The sequence below is a fragment of the Streptomyces sp. NPDC059373 genome, assembly GCF_042751495.1.
Lineage (GTDB): Bacteria > Actinomycetota > Actinomycetes > Streptomycetales > Streptomycetaceae > Actinacidiphila.
This window is the reverse complement of the sequence record NZ_JBHYXC010000005.1, coordinates 1-19,605: the sequence shown is the minus strand read 5'-3', so window position 1 is coordinate 19,605 and position 19,605 is coordinate 1. Positions and strand designations below refer to the sequence as shown.

General features: G+C 72.0%; 17 protein-coding genes. 11 read left to right on the top strand and 6 right to left on the bottom strand.

All coding sequences use genetic code 11. The features are described 5' to 3' along the window. Nucleotides 1-166: 166 nt before the first annotated feature. Entirely contained in the window at nucleotides 167-1,456 is a 1,290-nt protein-coding gene (locus ACFXJ5_RS11505) for an ABC transporter substrate-binding protein (RefSeq protein WP_384630107.1), read from the top strand. A gap of 64 nt (nucleotides 1,457-1,520) precedes the next feature. Here the strand turns inward: ACFXJ5_RS11505 and ACFXJ5_RS11500 are convergent, their stop codons facing one another. Further along, nucleotides 1,521-2,831 carry a hypothetical protein gene (locus tag ACFXJ5_RS11500; RefSeq protein ID WP_384630105.1) on the bottom strand — a complete coding sequence of 437 codons (1,311 nt, stop codon included), beginning with the start codon at nucleotides 2,829-2,831 and terminating at the stop codon, nucleotides 1,521-1,523. 365 nt (nucleotides 2,832-3,196) lie between these two features. Continuing rightward, nucleotides 3,197-4,579 carry a transcriptional regulator gene (locus tag ACFXJ5_RS11495; RefSeq protein ID WP_384630103.1) on the bottom strand — a complete coding sequence of 461 codons (1,383 nt, stop codon included), beginning with the start codon at nucleotides 4,577-4,579 and terminating at the stop codon, nucleotides 3,197-3,199. Between the two features lie 231 nt (nucleotides 4,580-4,810). On the opposite strand from ACFXJ5_RS11495, the gene ACFXJ5_RS11490 reads away from it, so the two are divergent. The 3 genes from ACFXJ5_RS11490 to ACFXJ5_RS11480 all read left to right on the top strand — a co-directional run bounded on the left by ACFXJ5_RS11490 (nucleotide 4,811) and on the right by ACFXJ5_RS11480 (nucleotide 8,078). Continuing rightward, the gene (locus tag ACFXJ5_RS11490; protein WP_384630102.1) at nucleotides 4,811-5,482 is read left to right on the top strand and encodes a bifunctional DNA primase/polymerase; all 672 of its coding nucleotides are present in this window, start codon (nucleotides 4,811-4,813) and stop codon (nucleotides 5,480-5,482) included. 143 nt (nucleotides 5,483-5,625) lie between these two features. Beyond that, complete coding sequence (locus ACFXJ5_RS11485) at nucleotides 5,626-6,498, top strand: ABC transporter ATP-binding protein (protein ID WP_384630100.1); 873 nt, start codon at nucleotides 5,626-5,628, stop codon at nucleotides 6,496-6,498. Continuing rightward, complete coding sequence (locus tag ACFXJ5_RS11480) at nucleotides 6,495-8,078, top strand: transporter (protein ID WP_384630098.1); 1,584 nt, start codon at nucleotides 6,495-6,497, stop codon at nucleotides 8,076-8,078. The genes ACFXJ5_RS11485 and ACFXJ5_RS11480 overlap by 4 nt, the downstream gene beginning before the upstream one ends. 19 nt (nucleotides 8,079-8,097) lie before the next feature. Here the strand turns inward: ACFXJ5_RS11480 and ACFXJ5_RS11475 are convergent, their stop codons facing one another. Both ACFXJ5_RS11475 and ACFXJ5_RS11470 read right to left on the bottom strand, forming a co-directional pair. After that, nucleotides 8,098-8,991, bottom strand: a complete 894-nt coding sequence (locus ACFXJ5_RS11475; protein ID WP_384630097.1) for an alpha/beta fold hydrolase — start codon at nucleotides 8,989-8,991, stop codon at nucleotides 8,098-8,100. Between the two features lie 354 nt (nucleotides 8,992-9,345). Beyond that, nucleotides 9,346-10,038 carry a metal-dependent transcriptional regulator gene (locus ACFXJ5_RS11470; protein WP_384630095.1) on the bottom strand — a complete coding sequence of 231 codons (693 nt, stop codon included), beginning with the start codon at nucleotides 10,036-10,038 and terminating at the stop codon, nucleotides 9,346-9,348. A gap of 112 nt (nucleotides 10,039-10,150) precedes the next feature. Here ACFXJ5_RS11470 and ACFXJ5_RS11465 point away from each other — a divergent pair, with 112 nt between their 5' ends. After that, nucleotides 10,151-10,912 carry an SIS domain-containing protein gene (locus ACFXJ5_RS11465; RefSeq protein WP_384630093.1) on the top strand — a complete coding sequence of 254 codons (762 nt, stop codon included), beginning with the start codon at nucleotides 10,151-10,153 and terminating at the stop codon, nucleotides 10,910-10,912. A 118-nt stretch (nucleotides 10,913-11,030) separates the two neighbouring features. On the opposite strand, the gene ACFXJ5_RS11460 is transcribed toward ACFXJ5_RS11465, so the two are convergent. Then, nucleotides 11,031-12,131, bottom strand: a complete 1,101-nt coding sequence (locus ACFXJ5_RS11460) for a citrate synthase 2 (RefSeq protein ID WP_384630091.1) — start codon at nucleotides 12,129-12,131, stop codon at nucleotides 11,031-11,033. A gap of 186 nt (nucleotides 12,132-12,317) precedes the next feature. Here ACFXJ5_RS11460 and pdxH point away from each other — a divergent pair, with 186 nt between their 5' ends. The 3 genes from pdxH (at nucleotide 12,318) to serC (ending at nucleotide 16,025) form a co-directional block, all read left to right on the top strand. Beyond that, nucleotides 12,318-12,938, top strand: coding sequence for a pyridoxamine 5'-phosphate oxidase (gene pdxH / locus ACFXJ5_RS11455; protein WP_384630350.1), 621 nt, complete (start codon nucleotides 12,318-12,320; stop codon nucleotides 12,936-12,938). 544 nt (nucleotides 12,939-13,482) lie between these two features. Continuing rightward, nucleotides 13,483-14,826, top strand: coding sequence for a PAS domain-containing protein (locus tag ACFXJ5_RS11450; protein WP_384630089.1), 1,344 nt, complete (start codon nucleotides 13,483-13,485; stop codon nucleotides 14,824-14,826). Nucleotides 14,827-14,906: 80 nt separating this feature from the next. Then, on the top strand, nucleotides 14,907-16,025 hold the full coding sequence (gene serC, locus ACFXJ5_RS11445; RefSeq protein ID WP_384630088.1) for a phosphoserine transaminase: 1,119 nt from the start codon (nucleotides 14,907-14,909) through the stop codon (nucleotides 16,023-16,025). 67 nt (nucleotides 16,026-16,092) lie between these two features. On the opposite strand, the gene ACFXJ5_RS11440 is transcribed toward serC, so the two are convergent. Further along, complete coding sequence (locus tag ACFXJ5_RS11440) at nucleotides 16,093-17,103, bottom strand: hypothetical protein (RefSeq protein WP_384630086.1); 1,011 nt, start codon at nucleotides 17,101-17,103, stop codon at nucleotides 16,093-16,095. 163 nt (nucleotides 17,104-17,266) lie between these two features. On the opposite strand from ACFXJ5_RS11440, the gene ACFXJ5_RS11435 reads away from it, so the two are divergent. The 3 genes from ACFXJ5_RS11435 to ACFXJ5_RS11425 all read left to right on the top strand — a co-directional run bounded on the left by ACFXJ5_RS11435 (nucleotide 17,267) and on the right by ACFXJ5_RS11425 (nucleotide 19,508). Then, nucleotides 17,267-17,953, top strand: coding sequence for a GDSL-type esterase/lipase family protein (locus ACFXJ5_RS11435; protein ID WP_384630084.1), 687 nt, complete (start codon nucleotides 17,267-17,269; stop codon nucleotides 17,951-17,953). A 44-nt stretch (nucleotides 17,954-17,997) separates the two neighbouring features. Then, nucleotides 17,998-18,993, top strand: coding sequence for an aldo/keto reductase (locus ACFXJ5_RS11430; protein WP_384630082.1), 996 nt, complete (start codon nucleotides 17,998-18,000; stop codon nucleotides 18,991-18,993). A gap of 62 nt (nucleotides 18,994-19,055) precedes the next feature. After that, nucleotides 19,056-19,508, top strand: a complete 453-nt coding sequence (locus ACFXJ5_RS11425) for a GNAT family N-acetyltransferase (RefSeq protein ID WP_384630349.1) — start codon at nucleotides 19,056-19,058, stop codon at nucleotides 19,506-19,508. Nucleotides 19,509-19,605: the final 97 nt, after the last annotated feature.

Genomic DNA, 19,605 nt, shown 5'->3' with positions numbered 1-19,605 from the left:
GATGAGCGGGCGCCTCGACGGGAAGACTTTTGCGGACTCTGCACGATGCACGATCGTACGTGCCGTCGGATCCGGTCCCGCGGGCACAGTCTGTTCACCGGAATGTGACCCTCTGTTCCCCTTCAGTCACCCGAGCGTTGAGTCCGGCGCGGAATCTTCACTTGCCATGGGTGACAGGCGCGAGGGGCGCGACCGTCGTAAGCGCAAGGCCGTACTTTTCGGCATCGCCATGGCCAGTGCCGCGCTACTCAGCGGCTGCGGTGTGGTCCCGGGGAGCGCGGGGGGCTCCCCGGCACCCATCACCGTCATGACCTGGGCCCCCGAAAAGACCGAAGCGACCAATATGCCGGGTATGCCCGCAATGGCGACGGCGTACGCGAAGTACATCAACGCCAAGGGCGGCATCAACGGCCACCAGTTGAAGGTGCTCACCTGCAACGAGCACAACACCACGACCGGCGCCGCCGCCTGCGCCCAGCGCGCCGCCGACGAGGGCGTGGCCGCCGTGGTCGGCTCGTACAGCCAGCACGGCAGCAGCTTCCTGTCCACGCTGGAGGCGGAGGGCATTCCGTACCTCGGCGGATTCGGCGTCACCGACGACGAGTTCGACAGCCCGCTGTCCTACCCCGTCAACGGCGGCCTCACCGCCCTGCTCGCGGGCAACGGCCAGCAGCTGGCCCCGGATTGCGCCTCGGTCGCCCTCGTACGCCCCGACACCGCCGCCGGCGACCAGTTCCCCGCCTTCATCGACGCCGGGCTGCACGTCAGCGGCCGCGCGAACGCCGTCGACCTGCGCGCGGCCGAGGACTCCACCGACTACACGTCCACCGCCGAGCGGGCCATCGGCGACAACACGGACGGGCGGTGCGTCACCGCCGTACTCGGCGACAAGACGCCGACCTTCTTCGACTCCTTCCGCCGGATCACCACGACCGACCCGCTCACCGGCAAGGAGATCCCGCCCAAGGCCCGGATCGCCTCCGTCCTCGGCAGCGTCCAGCAGTCCACCGTCGACAGCAGCGGCGGCAGCGAGAGCCCGCTGGAGGGCGCGTACGTCACCGGCTGGTACCCGCCCGCGTCCGACCCCCACTGGGCGACGATGAAGCAGGCCATCACCAAGTACGCCTTCGACGACAACCGGATCGACGCCGACGATCCCGGCGCGCAGACCACCTGGATCGCCTACCGCGTCCTCACCGAGGTCGTCGAGTCCATGGGGAGCGAAAGCGTCGACGCCACCAGCCTCAAGCGGGCCCTCGACAACGCCCACGGCATCTCCACCGACGGCCTGACACCCAACCTCGGCTGGCGTGACCAGGATCTCGCCTCCGTGGAGAACCACCCCCGGATGTGCAACGGCAAGGTCACCTACCAGGTCGTCTCCAACGGCCGCCTGGTCGCCGCCCGCAAGGGCTTCGTCGACGTGACGCGGACGCTGGAGAGCTCGACGGGCTAGGGCGAAGGCCAGGGCCCGGGACAGGACTGGGCCAGGACTGGGGCAGGGCAGCCGGGCCCTGGGCTCAGAGCTGGGTGTACGAGCGCTGGGTCAGGCCGTACTTCTTGGCGATGGTGTTCCAGAGCCGGACGGCGGTCTTCTTGTTCTGCGTGGCGGTGCCGCTGGCCTGGGTGCCGGCGGAGGTCTGGCCGGTGTTGCGGGCCGAACCGTGCTTGCAGTACTTCTTGCCGTCGTTCGCGACCTGGTCGCCCCAGGCCGCGTAGTGGGTGTCGGCCTCGGCGGAGGCGTTCCACGCCTTGGTGAGGGCGTCGGTGAGCGCCTGATGATTCGGGAGCTGGTCGACCGAGAGGGTGCCGAGCTGGGTGACCAGGCTCTGGCGCTGGGTGGCGGCCGAGCGCAGGTCGGAGGCGGCCGTACCGGCGTTCTGGCAGGACTCGATGCTCGCCACGGCGCTGATCACGGACGCCCGGCTGCTGCCGCTGGTCTTGAGCAGCGCGTCCAGCTTCTTCGCCTGCTCCTCCGCAGCACTCGAGCCGCTGCCCGAGTCCGACGACGCGGCCGTGTTCGCCGCCGCCGACGGCGAGCCGGTCGCCGCCGCCTGCGCGTCGCCTCCGCCACCGCTGAGCAGGGCGCCCGCCGCGAGGCCCGCGATGGCGCAGCCGGCCACCACGATGCCGATCACCGCGGCCGGGGACAGCTTCTTGCGGCCGGCCGGCCGCGGGGCGTAGGGGGGCTCGTAGGCCTGCTGTTCGTAGGCCTGCTGCTGGTACGGCTGCTGGTAGGGCGCCGCCTGGGGAGCGGGAGGCGCCTGCGGGGCGCCCTCCTGCCGGTAGAGGTGCGCGAAGTCGTCCTGCGGCTGCTGCTGGGGCTGGGCCTGAGGCCCCCCGTAGCCGCCGTAGTCGTCGAAGCGCGGCAGGTGCTGGGTCGGCTCCGCGTCGCCGGGCGCACCCGGCCGTATCGCGAACGGCGCTGCCTCCGGAGGCAGCGCCGCCGGCACCGGCCGGAGGATCTGCGTGGCGTCCGCCACGGGAGGCATGGTCTGGGGCATGCCCTGCGGATACGGAGGCAGCATCTGCGTCGCGTCCGCGGCTACCTGCGCCGGTGCCGGGGCCTGCGGGTAGGGCGGGAAGAGCTGCGTGGCATCGCTGTCCGGCAGCGGCAGCGGCGGCGGGGACTGCGGCTGCGGGGGGTGCAGGGGCTGCGACTGCTGTACGTAGCCCCCATCGAAGGGCGAGTACGAACCCTGCGGGAGCTGCTGCGGCGGCTGGCCCCAGGGCTGGCCGCCTACCGGCGCCACGTCCCACGGCTCGCTCTGCGCGGGCAGCACCACACCCTCACGCACCTCCGGCGTCTCCTCGTCGCGCCCGTTGTGCATCACCGGAACTCCTGCCTCAACCGCACGTACGGAATCGTCAGCTCACGCTACCCGGTGCCGTTCGGGCCCCACCACGCCGCAGGGTGGGCGCGGGACGGCGTGCGTCCCGATCACTCTGCATATCAGCCCAATTGGGCTGGCCGGGGCGCCGCGACGCCCCGGTGTCGGTCCCGTAACGATTCCGGATGACGGCCAGGCCTTGTCTGACAAATAGCGCCGGCCGCCCCGAGGGCGGGCCCCGCGGCGTCTGGTGCGTGTGATCGCAAGGCGCAGGATCGCCCTCGTAGTGGGCTACTCGGGCGACTCCGACAACGCAGCGAGCGAGCGCAAGGCGTCGCGGGGCAGGCGGGATTTGTCAGACAGGCCTAGGCCACAGCGTCCAGTTCCTCCAGCCGGGAGCCGAATTCGCGGACGACGGGCTCCTGGGCGTACGGCTCGAGGCGCCGGCGGAAGTCGTCGAGGTATTCGGCGCCGCGGGTGGAGCGGAGGCCGGAGAGGAGTTCGACGGCCTGGGTGCCGGAGTGGCAGGCCTGCTCGAGCTCGCGCTGCTGGACCTGGGCCTGGGCGAGGACCAGGAGGCCGATCGCGCGGCGCCGCGCCTTCGTGGGGCCGTGTCCGGCGAGGGCCTCCTCGGCGCGGCGGACGGCGAGGGCGGACTGGGCGAGGTCGCGGTGGCAGTGGGCGAGTTCGTCGGCCAGGTAGGCCTGGTTGAAGTGGGCGATCCAGTCGGGGTCGTCGTCGGGGGTGGCGCGTTCCAGCGCCTCGACAGCCTGGCCGGCGACGGCGGTACAGGCGCGGGCGTCGCCGAGCAGCGCATGGCCGCGGGCCTCGGCGGCGTAGAACATGGCCTGGGCGGTGGGAGTCACCTGCCCCCGGGCGCCTTCCTGCGCAGCGCGGGCGAGTTGGGCGATCTCCCGCGGATTGCCGAGTTGGGCGGCGAGGTGGCTCATCCCGGCGGCGAGCACGTAACCGCCGTAGGCACGGTCGCCGGCGGCCTGGGCGAGGCGGAGGGCCTGGATGTAGTAGCGCTGGGCCAGGCCGGGCTGGCCGGTGTCGACGGCCATGTAACCGGCGAGTTCGGTCAGGCGCGCGACGGCGGCGAAGAGTTGACGGCCCGTCGACTCACGGTACGAGCCGGCGAGCAGCCCGGAGACGACGCTGTTGAGGTAGTGCACGACGACGGGCCGCACATGCCCGCTGCCGAAGCGGTGGTCGAGGTCGGTGAGCGCCTGGGTGGTGGCCCGAACCGCGTCGACGTCCGACATGCCGACCCGGGGCCCGCCGGTGCGGGCGACGGCCGCGTCGGTGCGGGTGATCAGCCAGTCGCGGCTGGGCTCGACGAGGGCGGAGGAGGCGACGGTCGAGCCGGTGAGGAAGTCACGGCGGCCGACGTCACTGCGCCAGAGCTCGCAGACCTGCTCGATCGCGCCGAGCACGGTCGGCGCGAAGTGCAGGCCGACGCCGGTGGCGAGGTTCTTGCCGTTGGCCATGCCGATCTCGTCGATGGTGACCGTATGGCCCAGCTTGCGGCCGATCGCCTCGGCGATGACGGCCGGGGCGCGCCCGCGCGGCTGCTGGCCGCGTAGCCAGCGGGCGACGGAGGTCTTGTCGTAGCGGAGGTCGAGGCCGTGCTCCGCGCCGCACATGTTGACCCGGCGGGCCAGTCCGGCGTTGGAGCAGCCTGCCTCCTGGATCAGCGCCTGCAACCGTTCGTTCGGCTGCCGGGCCACGAGTGGACGTGCGGCCATCGGATCCCCCTCATCACTGCCGCGGCTGGCATCTTCAAGATCCATGCCCGGTGCGCGGCCTATCAATTCGCCACAATCGCTATTATTTGCGGCTGGATGTATGTCTACGCACCCAAGGGTGATTACCCGGATCATGGGGCCCAGCCTCACGCGCGCCCCCGTTCGTGCATCCGTGCGCCCGGCATGAGACCGACGGTTCACCGCGCATCGGCACGTAACTGCCCGTAACCCATGCTGTACGTCGGAGTTGTGAAGGTCGTGGACGACACCATCACGACCGGCGGCCAACTGCTCAACGCGGCGGTCCGATACGCCGAGGAGCGGCACTGGGACGTGCTCCCCGGCGCCTGGCTCGAGGACGGCCCCGGCACCGGCGCGCTCTGCTCCTGCGGCGAGCCGCGCTGCGGGGCGCCCGGCGCGCACCCCAACCGCCCCGACTGGGCCACGCAGGCGGGCGGCAGTGCGGTGGCCGTGCGCCGGATGTGGACCAAGGAGCCGCGCGCCTCGATCCTGCTGCCGACCGGGCGGACCTTCGACGCGATCGATGTGCCGGAGGTCGCGGGCTGCCTGGCGCTGGCGCGGCTGGAACGGATGGATCTGCCGCTCGGCCCGGTCCTGGGCACCCCCGCCCGCCGGTTGATCTTCCTCGTCCTCCCCGGCGCGACGGTCAAGGTCCCCGGCCTGCTGCGCCGCCTCGGCTGGCCGCCCGCGTCCCTCGACCTCACGGTGCACGGCGAGGGCGGCTACGTTCCGGCGCCGCCGACCCGGCTGGCGGGCGGGGCCTCGGTGCAGTGGGCCCGCCGTCCGACCGCCCTCAACCGCTGGCTGCCGGACGTGGAGGAGCTGCTGAGCCCGCTGGCGTACGCGTGCGGGCGCGAGGCGGCCGAGACGCGCGGCCGGTAGCGAACCGCCTGCAACTGTCGGCGGCTGCGCTGTCGGCGGTCGGGCTGTCGGCGGTCGGGCTGTCGGCGGTCGGGCTCTTACCGGCTGGGCTGTTGGCGACCACCGGCGGTCGGTGGGCCGGGGGGCGGTCGTACGCTGGGCCCGTGTCTGACGATGTGGTGGCGGAGGCGGACCCTGCGGTCCGGGTGCACGGGCTGTGGAAACGGTTCGGGCAGCAGGTCGCGGTGGCCGGGATCGACCTGACGCTGCCCGCCGGGCGCTTCGTCGGCCTGGTCGGTCCCAACGGCGCCGGGAAGACCACGACCCTGTCGATGGTCACCGGGCTGCTCCGCCCGGACGGCGGCACCGTCGAGGTCCGGGGCACGGACGTGTGGAGCGACCCGGTGGCGGTGAAGGCACGGATCGGCGTACTGCCCGAAGGGCTGCGGCTGTTCGAGCGGCTCAGCGGCCGCGAGCTGCTCGCGTACACCGGCCGGCTGCGCGGCATCCCCGGCGCGGAGACCGACCGCCGCGCCGCCCAACTGCTCGACGTACTGGACCTGACGGCGGACCGGCACAAGCTGGTGGTCGACTACTCGACCGGCATGCGCAAGAAGATCGGCCTCGCGGCGGCGCTGCTGCACAACCCCGAAGTGCTGTTCCTGGACGAGCCGTTCGAGGGTGTCGACCCGGTCTCGGCGCAGGTCATCCGGGGGGTGCTCGAACGCTATACGCAGTCCGGGGCGACCGTCGTCTTCTCCTCGCACGTCATGGAGCTGGTGGAGAGCCTCTGCGACTGGGTCGCGGTGATGGCGGCCGGCCGGATCGTCGCGCAGGGCCCGCTCGCGGACGTACGCGGTACGGCGCCGAGCCTGCAGGACGCCTTCCTGACCCTGGTCGGCGCGACCGGGCGCAGCAGCGGCCAGGACCTGGACTGGCTCGGCAGCGGGGGCGGGGGCGGCGTCGGTAACCGCAACGGCAACGGCGGCGGAGCGAACGGACCGAGCCGAGCGAGCGGACCGAGCGGAGCGAAGTGACCGGCACCTTCGTCCGGCTCAAGCTGGCCATCATCCGCAACGGCCTGCACCAGTCCACCGGCCGCACCGTCGGCTGGGTCCTGGGCACGGTCTTCTCGCTGCTCTACGCCCTCAGCGCGGCCACCGGGTTGGTCGTGCTGCGCGGCAACGACCACGCGCCGTCCGCCGCCGTCGGTCTCGCCGTCGTCCTCGTCGTCGGCTGGGCGGTGATGCCGCTGTTCCTCTTCGGCGGCGACGACACCCTCGACCCGACGCGGCTGGCCATGCTGCCGCTGCGCCCCCGCCCGCTGGTCACCGCCCTGCTGGTGTCGTCGCTGGTCGGCGTCGGCCCGCTGGTCACGCTGCTGGTGACGGCGGGCGCGGCCGTCGCCCTCGCGGGCGGTGCGGCGTCGGTGGTGGTGGCGGTGGTGGCCGTACCGCTGGTGCTGGTGCTGTGCGTCGCGCTGTCGCGGGCCGTGGCGGCAGCGAATACCCGGCTGCTCACCAGTCGCAAGGGCCGTGATCTGGCCATCCTCAGCGGGCTGTTCGTCGCGGTCGGCGTGCAGCTGGTCAACCTCGCCGTGTCGTCGCTGTCCTCCTCCGGCGGCCTGGACCGGGTCGCCTCCATCGCCTCGGTGCTGCGCTGGGTCCCGCCGGCCCCGGCGCTGGACGCCGTGCGGTCGGCGGCGCACGGCTCGTACGGGGTGGCGGTGGCCCAACTCGCGTACGTGGGCGTGGTGCTGGGTGCGGTGCTGGTGTGGTGGTACCGCAGCCTCTACCGGCTGATGGTCGTGCCGGACGCCTCCACGCTGCAGGCCGCCGAGGGGCGGGACCGGTCCGGGCGCTCGACCGGGCTGCACCGGCTGCTGCCCGCCGGGCGCACCGGCACCGTCATGGAGCGGCAGTTCCGCTACGCCTGGCGTGACCCCCGTTCCAAGGCCGCCTGGGCGTCGGCCCTCGCCGTGGGCCTGCTGCTGCCGGTGGTCTCCGCCGTGCAGCACGGCAGCGTCTACTCCTCCTGCTGGGCGGCCGGGCTGCTCGGCATGCAGATGTACAACCAGTTCGGCGTCGACGGCTCCGCCTTCTGGACCGTCGCCGCGACCCTCGCCACGCGTGACGACGCCCGGGCCGAGCTGCGTGGGCGGGCGGCCGTCATCGCGTCCGTCGCCGTCCCGTACGTGGTGCTGGTGACCGTCGGCGCGGCCCTGCTGCTGCATCGCGCCGCCGCCGTTCCCGAGGTCCTGGGGCTTTCGTTCGCGCTGCTGGGCGCCCTGATCGCCACCGGTGCGTACGCGAGCGTCCGCTTCCCCTACGCCATGCCGCAGGAGACCCGCTTCGGCGGCGGCTCGGCGGCCCCCGGCCAGGGCGGACTGGCCGCCCTGAGCCTCTTCGGCGGCGGTGTGCTGGGCGCCGCGCTGTGCGTGCCCGTCCTGGTGCTCGTCGTCGCCCTGCATGTCAGCGGGCGGCACGGGCTGCTGTGGCTGGTCCTCCCGGCCGGTCTGGCGTACGGGGCCGGGCTCGCGGCGGCCGGGCTGCGCTTCGCCGCGCCCCGGCTGACCCGGCGGCTGCCTGAGATCCTTACCGCGGTCAGCCGAGGCTGAGCCACTGAGGGGGCCGGCGTCAGACCCGGGCGCTCCCGGCGGCTCCGGCCATCTCGGCGAGGAAGCGCTCGACCACCTCGTACCAGGCCTCTGGCTGGTCCCAGGGCACGAGATGCCCGGCGTCGGGGATCTCGGCGTACGAGCCCCGGGGCAGCACGCGGACCATCTCCTGGGCCTCGGCGCGGCCGAGTTCGCCGTCCCAGCCACGGACGACGAGCGCCGGGCAGCGGACCTGGGACAGCTCCTCCCAGTGCGAGTCGGAGACCCAGGGCTCGCGGGAGCGGAGCATGTGGCGGCGGGCGAAGACGGGGCGCCAGCCGTCGCCGCGCTCCTCCATCAGCTCGGCGAAGAAGGCGCCGCGCGTGGGCCGGGGCTGTTCGAGGACCCAGGCGTCGTCCTCGGCGAACCAGCGGCGCACGTCGTCGAGCGAGGCGAAGGGCAGCGGCCAGCTCTTGAACCAGGCCTCCCAGGCACGCTGGCTCTCCTCGCCCAGCGCCGAGGCCCGCATGTCGCAGATGACCACGGCGCTGACCAGGTCGGGCCGGCGGGCGGCGAGCTGCCAGGCGGTGAGGGCGCCCATGGAGTGGCCGATGAGGACGGCGGGGCCGAGGTCCAGTTGTTCGATTACTGCCTCGGCATCCGAGACGTACGCCTCGCGCGAGTACGGGCCCTCGGGCTTGCCGCTGGCGCCGTGGCCGCGCTGGTCGAGGGCGACGGCCCGGTAGCCGGGGGCGAGTCGGCGGGCGGTGCCGACCCAGTGCGAGGCGCGGCCCATCAGGCCGTGCAGGAGCAGGACTCCGGGCAGGTCGGAGGGGGTTCCGGGGGCTGCCTGACGAGGCACCGGGGCGGCGGTGTGATCCCACGCGATCAGCGGAACGGCGCCCGCTCCGGTGACCTCGACGCGCCTGGCCATATCCCGCACCCCCTTCGTGACGTTCTAGACAGCCACGTTATCGAACTCAGGTTCGAAACGCCTCTTCACACGCGCAACACCGCTCTTTCGAGTGACAACGCTCAAGGATTGGCGGCCCGCGCCGAGGGGAGGACTCCAGCGGGACGCGGCCCGGCGGGGAAGACGGGCAGCGGGGAGCCACCCGGAAAGCTCGGGGTTCCGGGTGTCTCCAGGGGAGCACCAAGGGAGGGACAGGGGGAGGAGGGGCCCCGGCGCCGAAAAGCGCCGGGGCCCTCAAAGCCCCGATCAGAGCCGTCGGGACCGTCGGAGCCCTCCGGCCCCCTGAGCGCACAGCCGTGCCGCCCCGGTCCCTGTCTACCGCTTGGCCACGAACACGTGAGAGGCGACCTCCGAGCTCAGCTCCGCCGCCTCTCCCCCGCTGCCGACCAGCACACCACCGGCCGACGGCGTCACGCTCACCACCGCGCCCGGCTGCACACCGGCCCGCCGCAGCGTGTACATCAACTGCGCGTCCGTCTGGATCGGCTCCCCGATCCGCCGTACGACGACGCTCGATCCGGCCGGCCCCGGGTCCAGCTCGGACAGGCTGACCATGCCCTCGTCCAGGAAGGGATCGGCGCCGTCCTTCTCGCCCAGCTCCTCCAGGCCCGGGATCGGATTCCCGTACGGCGACTCGGTCGGGTGCCGGAGCAGCTCGAGGACGCGGCGCTCGACCGCCTCGCTCATCACGTGCTCCCAGCGACACGCCTCCGCGTGCACCTGTTCCCACTCCAGGCCGATCACGTCGACCAGCAGGCATTCGGCCAACCTGTGCTTGCGCATCACGCGCGTCGCGATCCGGCGGCCCTCCGCCGTCAGCTCCAGATGGCGGTCCCCCGCGACGTGCACAAGCCCGTCGCGCTCCATCCGCGCCACCGTCTGGCTGACCGTCGGGCCGCTCTGGTCCAGCCGCTCGGCGATTCGGGCGCGCATGGGGACCACACCCTCCTCCTCCAGCTCCAGGATGGTGCGGAGATACATCTCCGTAGTGTCAATGAGTCCTGACATGCGTGCCCCTCGATGGCTGGTGCGTGGCCCTGCCCCAATTCTGACGCATCCCGCGGACAACCGGCCCCCACATGGTTGACAGCGGGCCCGGCAGCCCTTCATGGTCCTCGGCATGAGCGATCCGGCAGGGCACTTCGCAGGGCGGTACCTCGACGCCGCCATCACCTTGCTCCAGCGCGTACGGGACGAGGAGGGCGGCCCCATCGCCGCCGCCGGCGCCGCCATCGCCGACACCGTCGCCGCCGGTGGACGGATCTTCGCCTACGGCGCCGGCCACTCCTCGCTGGCCGCGCAGGACCTCGTCTACCGGGCGGGCGGGCTGGCCCTGGTCAACCTGCTGGTCGTCCCCGGCACCGTCGGCGTCGACGTCATGCCCGCCACCCTCGGATCCGCCCTGGAACGGGTCGAGGGCCTCGCCCGCGTCTGCCTCGACTCGTCACCGGCCCGGGCCGGTGACCTGCTCATCATCATCTCCCTGTCGGGCCGCAACGCCCTGCCGGTGGAGATGGCCCAGCACGCGCGGACCCTCGGGCTCACGGTGATCGGCGTCACCTCGGCCGCGTACGCGAAGGAGTCGACGCCGAACAATCCGTCCGGGACCTTCCTGAAGGACCACTGCCACGTGGTGCTGGACTCCAAGATCGCCCTCGGCGACGCGGAGCTCACGGCGCCGGAGATCCCGGCACCCTTCGCCCCCGCGTCGACCGTCGTGACGTCCGCACTGCTCCAGGCCGTCATGGCGACGGCCGCGATCAGCCTCGCCGAGCGTGGTTACGCGCCGCCCATGCTGCGCTCCGGCAACGTGGCAGGCGGCCTCGAGTGGAACGCGGAAATCGTCGAGCGGTACGCGGACCGCGTGTTCTGGCGGCAGTGATCCCCGGCAAGAAGGTCGGCTTTCCGCCGTCGGCGGTTTCCCGCCGACGGCCGGATCGGCCCCGAATCAGCCCCGGATCATCCCGGATGAGCCCCGAATCAGCGCCGGATGAGCCGGATCAGTGCTTGATGTCGCCGAAGCCCTCCACGTCGCGCGGGCTGCGCGACCCGGGGCCGATGTAGCGCGCCGAAGGCCGTACGAGGCGACCGGTGCGCTTCTGCTCCAGGATGTGCGCGGACCAGCCGGCGGTCCGCGCACAGGTGAACATGGAGGTGAACATGTGCGCCGGGACCTCCGCGAAGTCCAGGACGATGGCCGCCCAGAACTCGACGTTGGTGGCCAGCACCCGGTCCGGGCGGCGGGCGTGCAGCTCCTCCAGGGCGGCCTTCTCCAGGGCCTCGGCCACCTCGAAGCGGGGGGCACCCAGCTCCCTGGCCGTACGGCGCAGCACGCGCGCCCGGGGGTCCTCGGCGCGGTAGACGCGGTGGCCGAAGCCCATCAGGCGCTCGCCCTTGTCGAGGGCCTGCTTGACGTACGCGACCGCGTCGCCGGTGCGCTCGATGTCCTCGATCATGCCCAGCACCCGCGAGGGCGCCCCGCCGTGCAGCGGTCCCGACATCGCGCCCACGGCGCCCGAGAGAGCGGCCGCGACATCGGCGCCGGTCGAGGCGATGACGCGGGCGGTGAAGGTGGAGGCGTTCATGCCGTGCTCGGCCGCCGACGTCCAGTAGGCGTCCACCGCCGCGACATGCTTGGGGTCGGGCTCGCCGCGCCAGCGCACCATGAAGCGCTCGACGATGGAATGGGCCTTGTCGATCTCGCCCTGCGGCACCATCGGCAGTCCCTGCCCGCGCGCGGACTGGGCGACGTACGAGAGTGCCATCACCGCGGCCCGCGCCAGGTCGTCGCGCGCCTGCTCGGCATCGATGTCGAGCAGCGGTTTCAGGCCCCACACCGGCGCGAGCATGGCCAGCGCCGACTGGACATCCACCCGGATGTCACCGGAGTGCACCGGGATCGGGAAGGGCTCGGCCGGCGGCAGGCCGGGGTTGAAGGCGCCGTCCACGAGAAGGCCCCAGACGTTCCCGAAGGAGACGTGGCCCACGAGTTCCTCGATATCGACGCCTCGATAGCGGAGGGAGCCGCCTTCCTTGTCGGGTTCGGCGATCTCCGTTTCGAACGCGACGACTCCTTCGAGTCCGGGTACGAAGTCGGACATCAGGCGGCTCCTCTTGATGCGGTCGACGTGCCTGGCCTTCCGGGTGATGCCCCGCCGGAGTGAAGGTCACCCTGCTCCATCCGGGCCAGGATCCGGGGAAGAAACGATATCTCTTGATGTCAAGAGTCAATAGGGCAAGATGGCCGCGTGCAGCACCTCCGTGACGAAGCCCACGACCCCGCCGCCATGCGCAAGCAGTACCGCGCCCAGGGCCTGGCCGAGGCAGACCTCGCCGCCGATCCGTACACGCAGTTCGCGCACTGGTTCGCCGACGCGGTCAACGGCGGCATCACCGAGCCGAACGCCATGATCGTCTCCACCGCGGACCCCGACGGCCGGCCCAGCTCGCGCACCGTGCTCCTCAAGAGCTACGACCACCGCGGCTTCGTCTTCTACACCAACTACGCGTCCCGCAAGGGCCGCGAACTCGGCGCCAACCCCTACGCCTCGCTGCTCTTCCCCTGGCACCCCATCGCCCGCCAGGTGATCGCCGACGGCCCCGTGGAGCGCGTCTCCCGCGAGGAGACCGAGGCCTACTTCCGCAGCCGCCCCCACGGCTCCCGCCTCGGCGCCTGGGCCAGCGCCCAGTCCCGCCCCGTCGCCCGCGAGGAGCTGGAGCGGGCGTACGAGGAGCTGGCCGCGCGCTACCCGGAGGGCTCCGACGTGCCGGTGCCGCCGCACTGGGGCGGCTTCCGGGTCCGAGCGGACCGCGTGGAGTTCTGGCAGGGGCGGGAGAACCGGCTGCACGACCGGCTGCGGTACGAGAACGGCGACGGAAGCTGGTCCGTACAGCGTCTGGCTCCCTAGAAGGCCTCTACTGCGCCTCCGGTAAGCCTCCAGCAAGCCTCTGGAAACGCCTCGAGAACGCAGACGACCCGCGGGCTGCTCCCCGGAGCGACAAGCGCTCCGAGCACCGGCCGAACGAATCCGGCGAGCCCGCGGGTCGGATGACTGCGTTGGATTTGGCCCGTCGCGCACAGCGCCACAGGCAAGGTGCGCGGCCTTAGCCCGCAGCCACCTCACGCGTCCGAGTGCTACTCATTCTCGGGACCACCTCCTTTCGTGTGTGCTCGACAGCCTAAGAAGCCACCTCGCGCATCACAAGCGATTTAGGGCCTGTCTTTCGGATCATGCTGGGCTCGCGACGCCTGGCACGGCACCTCGCGGCGTTGTCGTCGGTCGCCGACGCTCCGCGTCGTCTCCCTCCTCCGCCTTGCGATGCACCGCACCAGACCCCGCTCCCTGATCCAGCCTGATCCGAAAGACAGGCCCTAAGCCACCCGTCACCAATAGGCATCGATTTTCCCGAAGGACGTGTGTCCTGGGTCACATCGGAGTTGAATGGTTCGACGTGCAGTCATTCGATGCGACGCCGCTCAGTGACGGGGACGAGCAGCTGCTCGCCGCCCTCCTCGACGGTATGGAGGCCGGTCTGTGCGCCTTCGACCGCGACGGGGTCATCACGCACTGGAACTCCGAGGCCGCCCGCATCCTGGGCTGGTCCACCGAGGAGGCCGTCGGCCGCCACGGCTTCTCCGGCTGGGCTGCGCGCAGCGCCGACGCGGCCGAGGTCCAGGAGCGGCTGCTGGGCGTCATGGGCGGGCCCGGGCGGCAGGTCCATGAGTTCGCTCTGCTGACCAAGGACGGTCGGCGGGTGCTCGTACGGACCCAGTCCGCGGCCGTCCAGTCGGCCGGGGGGCAACCGGTCGGCGTCTACTGCGCCTTCTCCGAGGTGCACGCCCAGATCGACCTGGAGCGGTCCATCGCGCTGAGCGAGGCGCTCTTCGACGACGCGTCGTCGGGGGTCGTCCTGATCGACGCCGACCTGCGGCCCGCCGTCGTCAACGCCTACGCCGCCCGCGTACTGCACAGCAGCCGTGACGCCCTGCTCGGGCGGCCGCTCGGCGACCTCCTCGACCAGGGCGTCGAGGAGCTGGAGACCGTCCTCCAGCACGTCCTGGCAGAAGGCGCCCCGCCCGCCCCCTCCGACCTGTGGATCAGCCTGCGCGGCGACGACGGCGGCCACCGCTACTGCTGGCGCAGCGGCTTCGTACGCCTCGGCTCCCCGCTCGGCGAGGAGCCGGTCCCGTTGGGGGTCGGCTGGCTCTTCCACGACATCACCGACGCGAAGCTCGCCGAGCAGGAGGCGTCGCTGCTGCGCTTCCGTACGAACCAGTTGCAGCGCGCGGCCCGGGCCGCCGCCGAGTGCGCGGTGCCGATGGAGGCGGCGACGACCTACGTCGACTTCGCGCTGGCCGGGTTCGCCGAGCACGCGCTGCTCGACATGGTGTCCGGCTCCGACTCCGGCAAGCTCGTACGCATCGCCGCCACCCCCACCGGTGGCGCGGCCGGCCCCTGCCTTCCCGTCCCCGGCGCCATCCCCGTCCGCTACACCGAGGGCCATCCCGCCCTCCAGGCCGTCGACCGCTGCGGCGCCATCCGCGCCAGCTTCGGCGCCGAACCCCCCACCTCCCCCGCCCAGATCGACGCCTGGGCCGCCGCCCGCCGCTGGCCCGACGGCACCATGCACGGCCTCTGCGTCGTCCTGCGCAGCCGCGGCCGCACCCTGGGCGCCCTCACCTTCCTGCGCGGCGCCGGCCGCCGCCAGTTCGACCGGGGCGATGCCGCCTTCGCCGAGGACGTGGCTCTGCGGGTGTCCGCGGCGCTCGACCTGGACGAGGCACTTCGTACGTAGCCGGAGCCCTGCCCCACCCGGCACGTCTCATCGGCTGGACCTCGCCCCGAAACCCGGCCGTAACGGATTAGGCTGCGGCCGTGGCCGATATCCAGATCCCCGCTGACATCAAGCCCGCCGACGGTCGCTTCGGTTCGGGTCCCTCCAAGGTGCGGCCGGAGTCGCTGAGCGCGCTCGCCGCGACCGGTACGTCCCTGCTCGGCACGTCCCACCGCCAGGCCCCGGTGAAGAACCTGGTGGGCCAGGTACGGGACGGCATCCGGCAGCTCTTCTCCCTCCCCGAGGGATACGAGGTGGTGCTCGGCAACGGCGGTTCGACCGCGTTCTGGGACATCGCGACGCACGGTCTCATCCAGCAGAAGTCGCAGCACCTCTCCTTCGGTGAGTTCTCGTCGAAGTTCGCCAAGGCGGCCAAGCTCGCGCCGTGGCTGGACGAGCCGACCGTGATCTCCTCCGACCCGGGTTCCCACCCGGAGCCGGTGGCCGAGGCGGGCGTGGACGTCTACGGACTCACCCACAACGAGACCTCGACCGGTGTCGCGCTGCCCATCAAGCGCGTCGGTGGAGCGGACGAGGGCTCGCTGGTCCTGGTCGACGCCACCTCCGGCGCCGGCGGCCTGCCGGTCGACATCACCGAGACCGACGTCTACTACTTCGCCCCGCAGAAGTCCTTCGCGGCGGACGGCGGCCTGTGGATCGCCGTCTTCTCCCCGGCGGCGCTGGAGCGGGCCGAGGCGATCGCCGCCTCCGGCCGCCACATCCCGGCGTTCTTCGACCTGCCGACCGCGATCGACAACTCGAAGAAGAACCAGACGTACAACACCCCCGCGCTGGCGACCCTCTTCCTGCTCAACGACCAGCTGGAGTGGATCAACGGCCAGGGCGGACTGGACTGGGCGGTCTCCCGCACCGCCGACTCCTCCTCGCGCCTCTACAACTGGGCCGAGAAGTCCGAGCACGCCACGCCCTTCGTCACCGACCCGGCCAAGCGCTCGCAGGTCGTCGGCACGATCGACTTCGCCGAGGGCATCGACGCCGCCGCCGTCGCCAAGGTGCTGCGCGCCAACGGCATCGTCGACACCGAGCCGTACCGCAAGCTGGGCCGCAACCAGCTGCGCGTCGCGATGTTCCCGGCCGTCGACCCGGCGGACGTCGAGGCGCTGACGGCCTCGGTCGACTACGTCATCGACCGCCTCTGACAGGGACGTACGTCTCCGGCCGAGGGGCCCGGCACGCGCACCACGCGCGTACCGGGCCCCTCGCCGTTCAGCGGCCCCGCCGCAACCGCCGCGCCGCCACCAACACCGCGACGACCGCCGCCAGGGTGACCGCGCCGACCGTGAAGTTCCGGGTGGATGTGCCGTCCGAGGCCGTCGGCCCGGACGGCGACGATCCGGACGCGCCCGTACCCGCGGAAGCCGACGCCGAGGCCGACGTCACCGAGTCCGGCAGGTCGTCCCCGCTGAGGTTCTTCCGCGTGACGTCGCTGTCCTTGCCCTCGCTGCCGTACATCAGCGCGCGGCCGTCGGGCGTGAAGGACACCGACTCGCCCTGCTGCTGGATCGGCACGTCCAGGTCGCCGATCTTGTGCGGGGCGCCACCGGACCAGCGGTACATCAGCCCGCCGAAGTAGCCGCGCACCGCCAGCCGGGTGCCGTCCGGCGAGAAGGCGGCGTCGGTCGCCCACAGCGGGATGTCGGCGATCCGGCGGAAGATGTTGACCCCGCTCGCGCTGAGCTTCTGCGGGCCGACGTACAGGCCGCCGCCGTTCTCGTTCTTGCTGATGATGTAGGCCCGGCCGGTCTTGGGGTCGATCATCAGCGACTCGGCGTTGCGCGCGCCGTCCCGGTAGCGGACGACGTACTGCGTCGCGGTGACCGTCATGTTCTTGAGCTGGGACGGCTCCGGGAAGCGGTAGATCCAGACGTGGTCCCAGGCGCCGTCCAGGTTGTCGCCGATGTCGCCGACGTAGATCTGGTCGTCCGGGCCGATGGAGATCGCCTCGACGTCACGCGGGGTGCCGACGCCGCGCATGGTGACGGTCGCGACGGTCTTGCCGGTCGCCGAGTCGACGGCGTAGATGTACGGGCCGTCGCCGCTGTCGTTGTGCGTCCAGTAGATGCCCTTGTGGAGGTGGCTGGCGGCGAGCCCGCTCGATTCCTTGATCCGCGAGTCGGTGATCGTGAAGGAGGACGGCGAACCGTCGTCGGCCATGGCCGGGCCCGCGACGAAACAGGCCATGAAGAGGGCGACGGCAACGGCCGCAAGGTGACGCATGGGGCAAGCCTGCCATCAAGGGCTGAGGATCCGGCCGTCGGCGGGGGCCGTGGCGGACCTCACGCCGCGCCGCGTGGCCCGGGGGCGCTCGGATCCGCGATGATGCAACGTGCTCCGGGCACCGGTCCCGGCGGATGGTCGACCCGGACCCGGAGGCAACACCGTGCGTTTCATGTTCGTCGGCGACAGCATGACGATCGGCGCCGCCGGGGACTTCACCTGGCGCTACCGCATGTGGCAGCACCTGCGCACCAGCCTCGGCGAGCCCTTCGCCATCGTCGGCCCGCGCACCACCCTGCACGACAAGGCCGCCGACGCCCCGGTCTCGTACGACTACGCCGACCCGTCCTTTCCCGAGCGCGCCCGGCGCCATCTCGCCGGCTGGGGCGAGGGGTGGCAACACATGGCGCCGGTGATCGCGGACGAGGTGCGGGCACACCGGCCGGACATCCTGCTGGTCTCCCTCGGCCTGATCGACCTCGGTTTCTACACCAACGCCGGGCAGACGGACGCCAATCTGCGGGCCTTCATCGAGCAGGCCCGGACCGCCAACCCGGACATCGCTGCCGTCCTGCTGCCCGTCATCCCCAACACCCGGGCGGACCTCGACCCGGATTTCGCCGGTGAGTGCGACGAGCTCAACACCCGCATGGCCAAGGCCGTCGCCGACCTCGACACCCCCGCCTCGCCGCTGCTGCTCGCCTCCCGCCCGGCGGACTACGACATCCTGCTCGACACGTACGACGGCACCCACCCCAACGCCTCCGGCGAGCACCGGCTGGCCGCCGCCTTCGCGGACGCGATGCACCAGGCGTGGGGAATCGGCACGCCGTACGGCGCCGGAGCCTGAGTCCTCTTGATTCGAGTGCACTCCAAGCGATTGGCTTGTGCACCATGGAGTACACACAGCTCGGACGCACCGGTCTCAAGGTCAGCCGACTCGTACTGGGCACCATGAATTTCGGCCCACAGACGGACGAGGCGGACAGCCACTCGATCATGGACTCGGCGCTCGCCGCGGGCGTCAACTTCTTCGACACCGCGAACGTCTACGGCTGGGGCGAGAACAAGGGCCGCACGGAGGAGATCATCGGCAGCTGGTTCGCCAAGGGTGGCGGCCGGCGCGAGAAGACGGTCCTGGCGACCAAGGTCTACGGCAGCATGGGCATCGAGGGCTCGCCCTGGCCCAACGAGGACAAGCTGTCCGCCCTCAACATCCGCCGGGCCGCCGACGCCTCGCTCAAGCGGCTGGGCACGGACCACATCGACCTCTACCAGTTCCACCACATCGACCGGGCCACGCCCTGGGACGAGATCTGGCAGGCGATCGACGTCCTGATCCAGCAGGGGAAGATCCTCTACGCGGGGTCGTCCAACTTCAACGGCTGGGGCATCGCCCGCGCCAACGAGGCGGCCGCCCGCCGCAACTCCCTCGGACTGGTCAGCGAGCAGTGCCTCTACAACCTCGCCGAACGCCGCGCCGAGCAGGAGGTCATTCCCGCCGCCCAGGTCTACGGCCTCGGCGTCATCCCCTGGTCCCCGCTGCAGGGCGGCCTCCTCGGCGGCGCGCTGCGCAAGGAGCGCGAGGGCGGCGGCGCCCGCTCGACCTCCGGTCGCAGCGGCGACGCGCTCAAGGACTCCGCCCTGCGCGAGCAGGTCCAGGCGTACGAGGACCTGGTCGACAAGCACGGCCTGGAGCCGGGTGACGTGGCCCTGGCCTGGCTGCTCGCCCAGCCCGGCGTGACCGGCCCGATCGTCGGCCCGCGCACGCAGGAGCAGCTGGACTCGGCCCTGCGGGCGGTGGAGTTGAAGCTGTCGGAGGAGTTCCTGGCCTCGCTGGACGAGATCTTCCCCGGCACCGGTCCGTCGCCGGAGTCCTTCGCCTGGTGAGTGAGGACGCGAGGACAGCCATCCGCCAGGGTGGCGAGGACGACCTCCCCGTCATCCTGGCGATGCTCGACGGCGCCGTGGAATGGCTGGTCGCCAACGGCCGCGAGGGCCAGTGGGGCACCGAGCCCTGGTCCGCGCGGCCGAAGGCGGCCGCGCGCGTGCTGGAGCTGGTGCGGACCGGGACGCCATGGATCGCGGAGATCGACGGCGTCCCCGCCGGGACGGTGACGCTCAGGCAGGCGAGCCAGGACTACGTGCCTCCGGCCGACGAACCCGAGGTCTACGTCCACCTCCTGGTCACCGACCGCCGCTTCGCGGGCCTGGGCGTCGGCGCCGCTCTCCTCGCCCACGCCGTCAAGGAGACCCGCCGCCTGGGCGTCGGGCTGCTGCGGGTCGACTGCTACGCCGGAAGCGAGGGCCGGCTCGTCGACTACTACCTACGCAACGGCTTCGAGCCCGTCCAGACCTTCAAGGTCGGCGACTGGCCGGGCCAGTTGCTCGCGCAGCGGGTCTAGGGCCAATGCCGGTGACTTAGGTGGCTTTGCCTCGTTGTCTTTCGTATGGCGAGGGTGGGGCAGGTCAGGGCGCCTGCGGGTGAGCGGTTGTCGGACC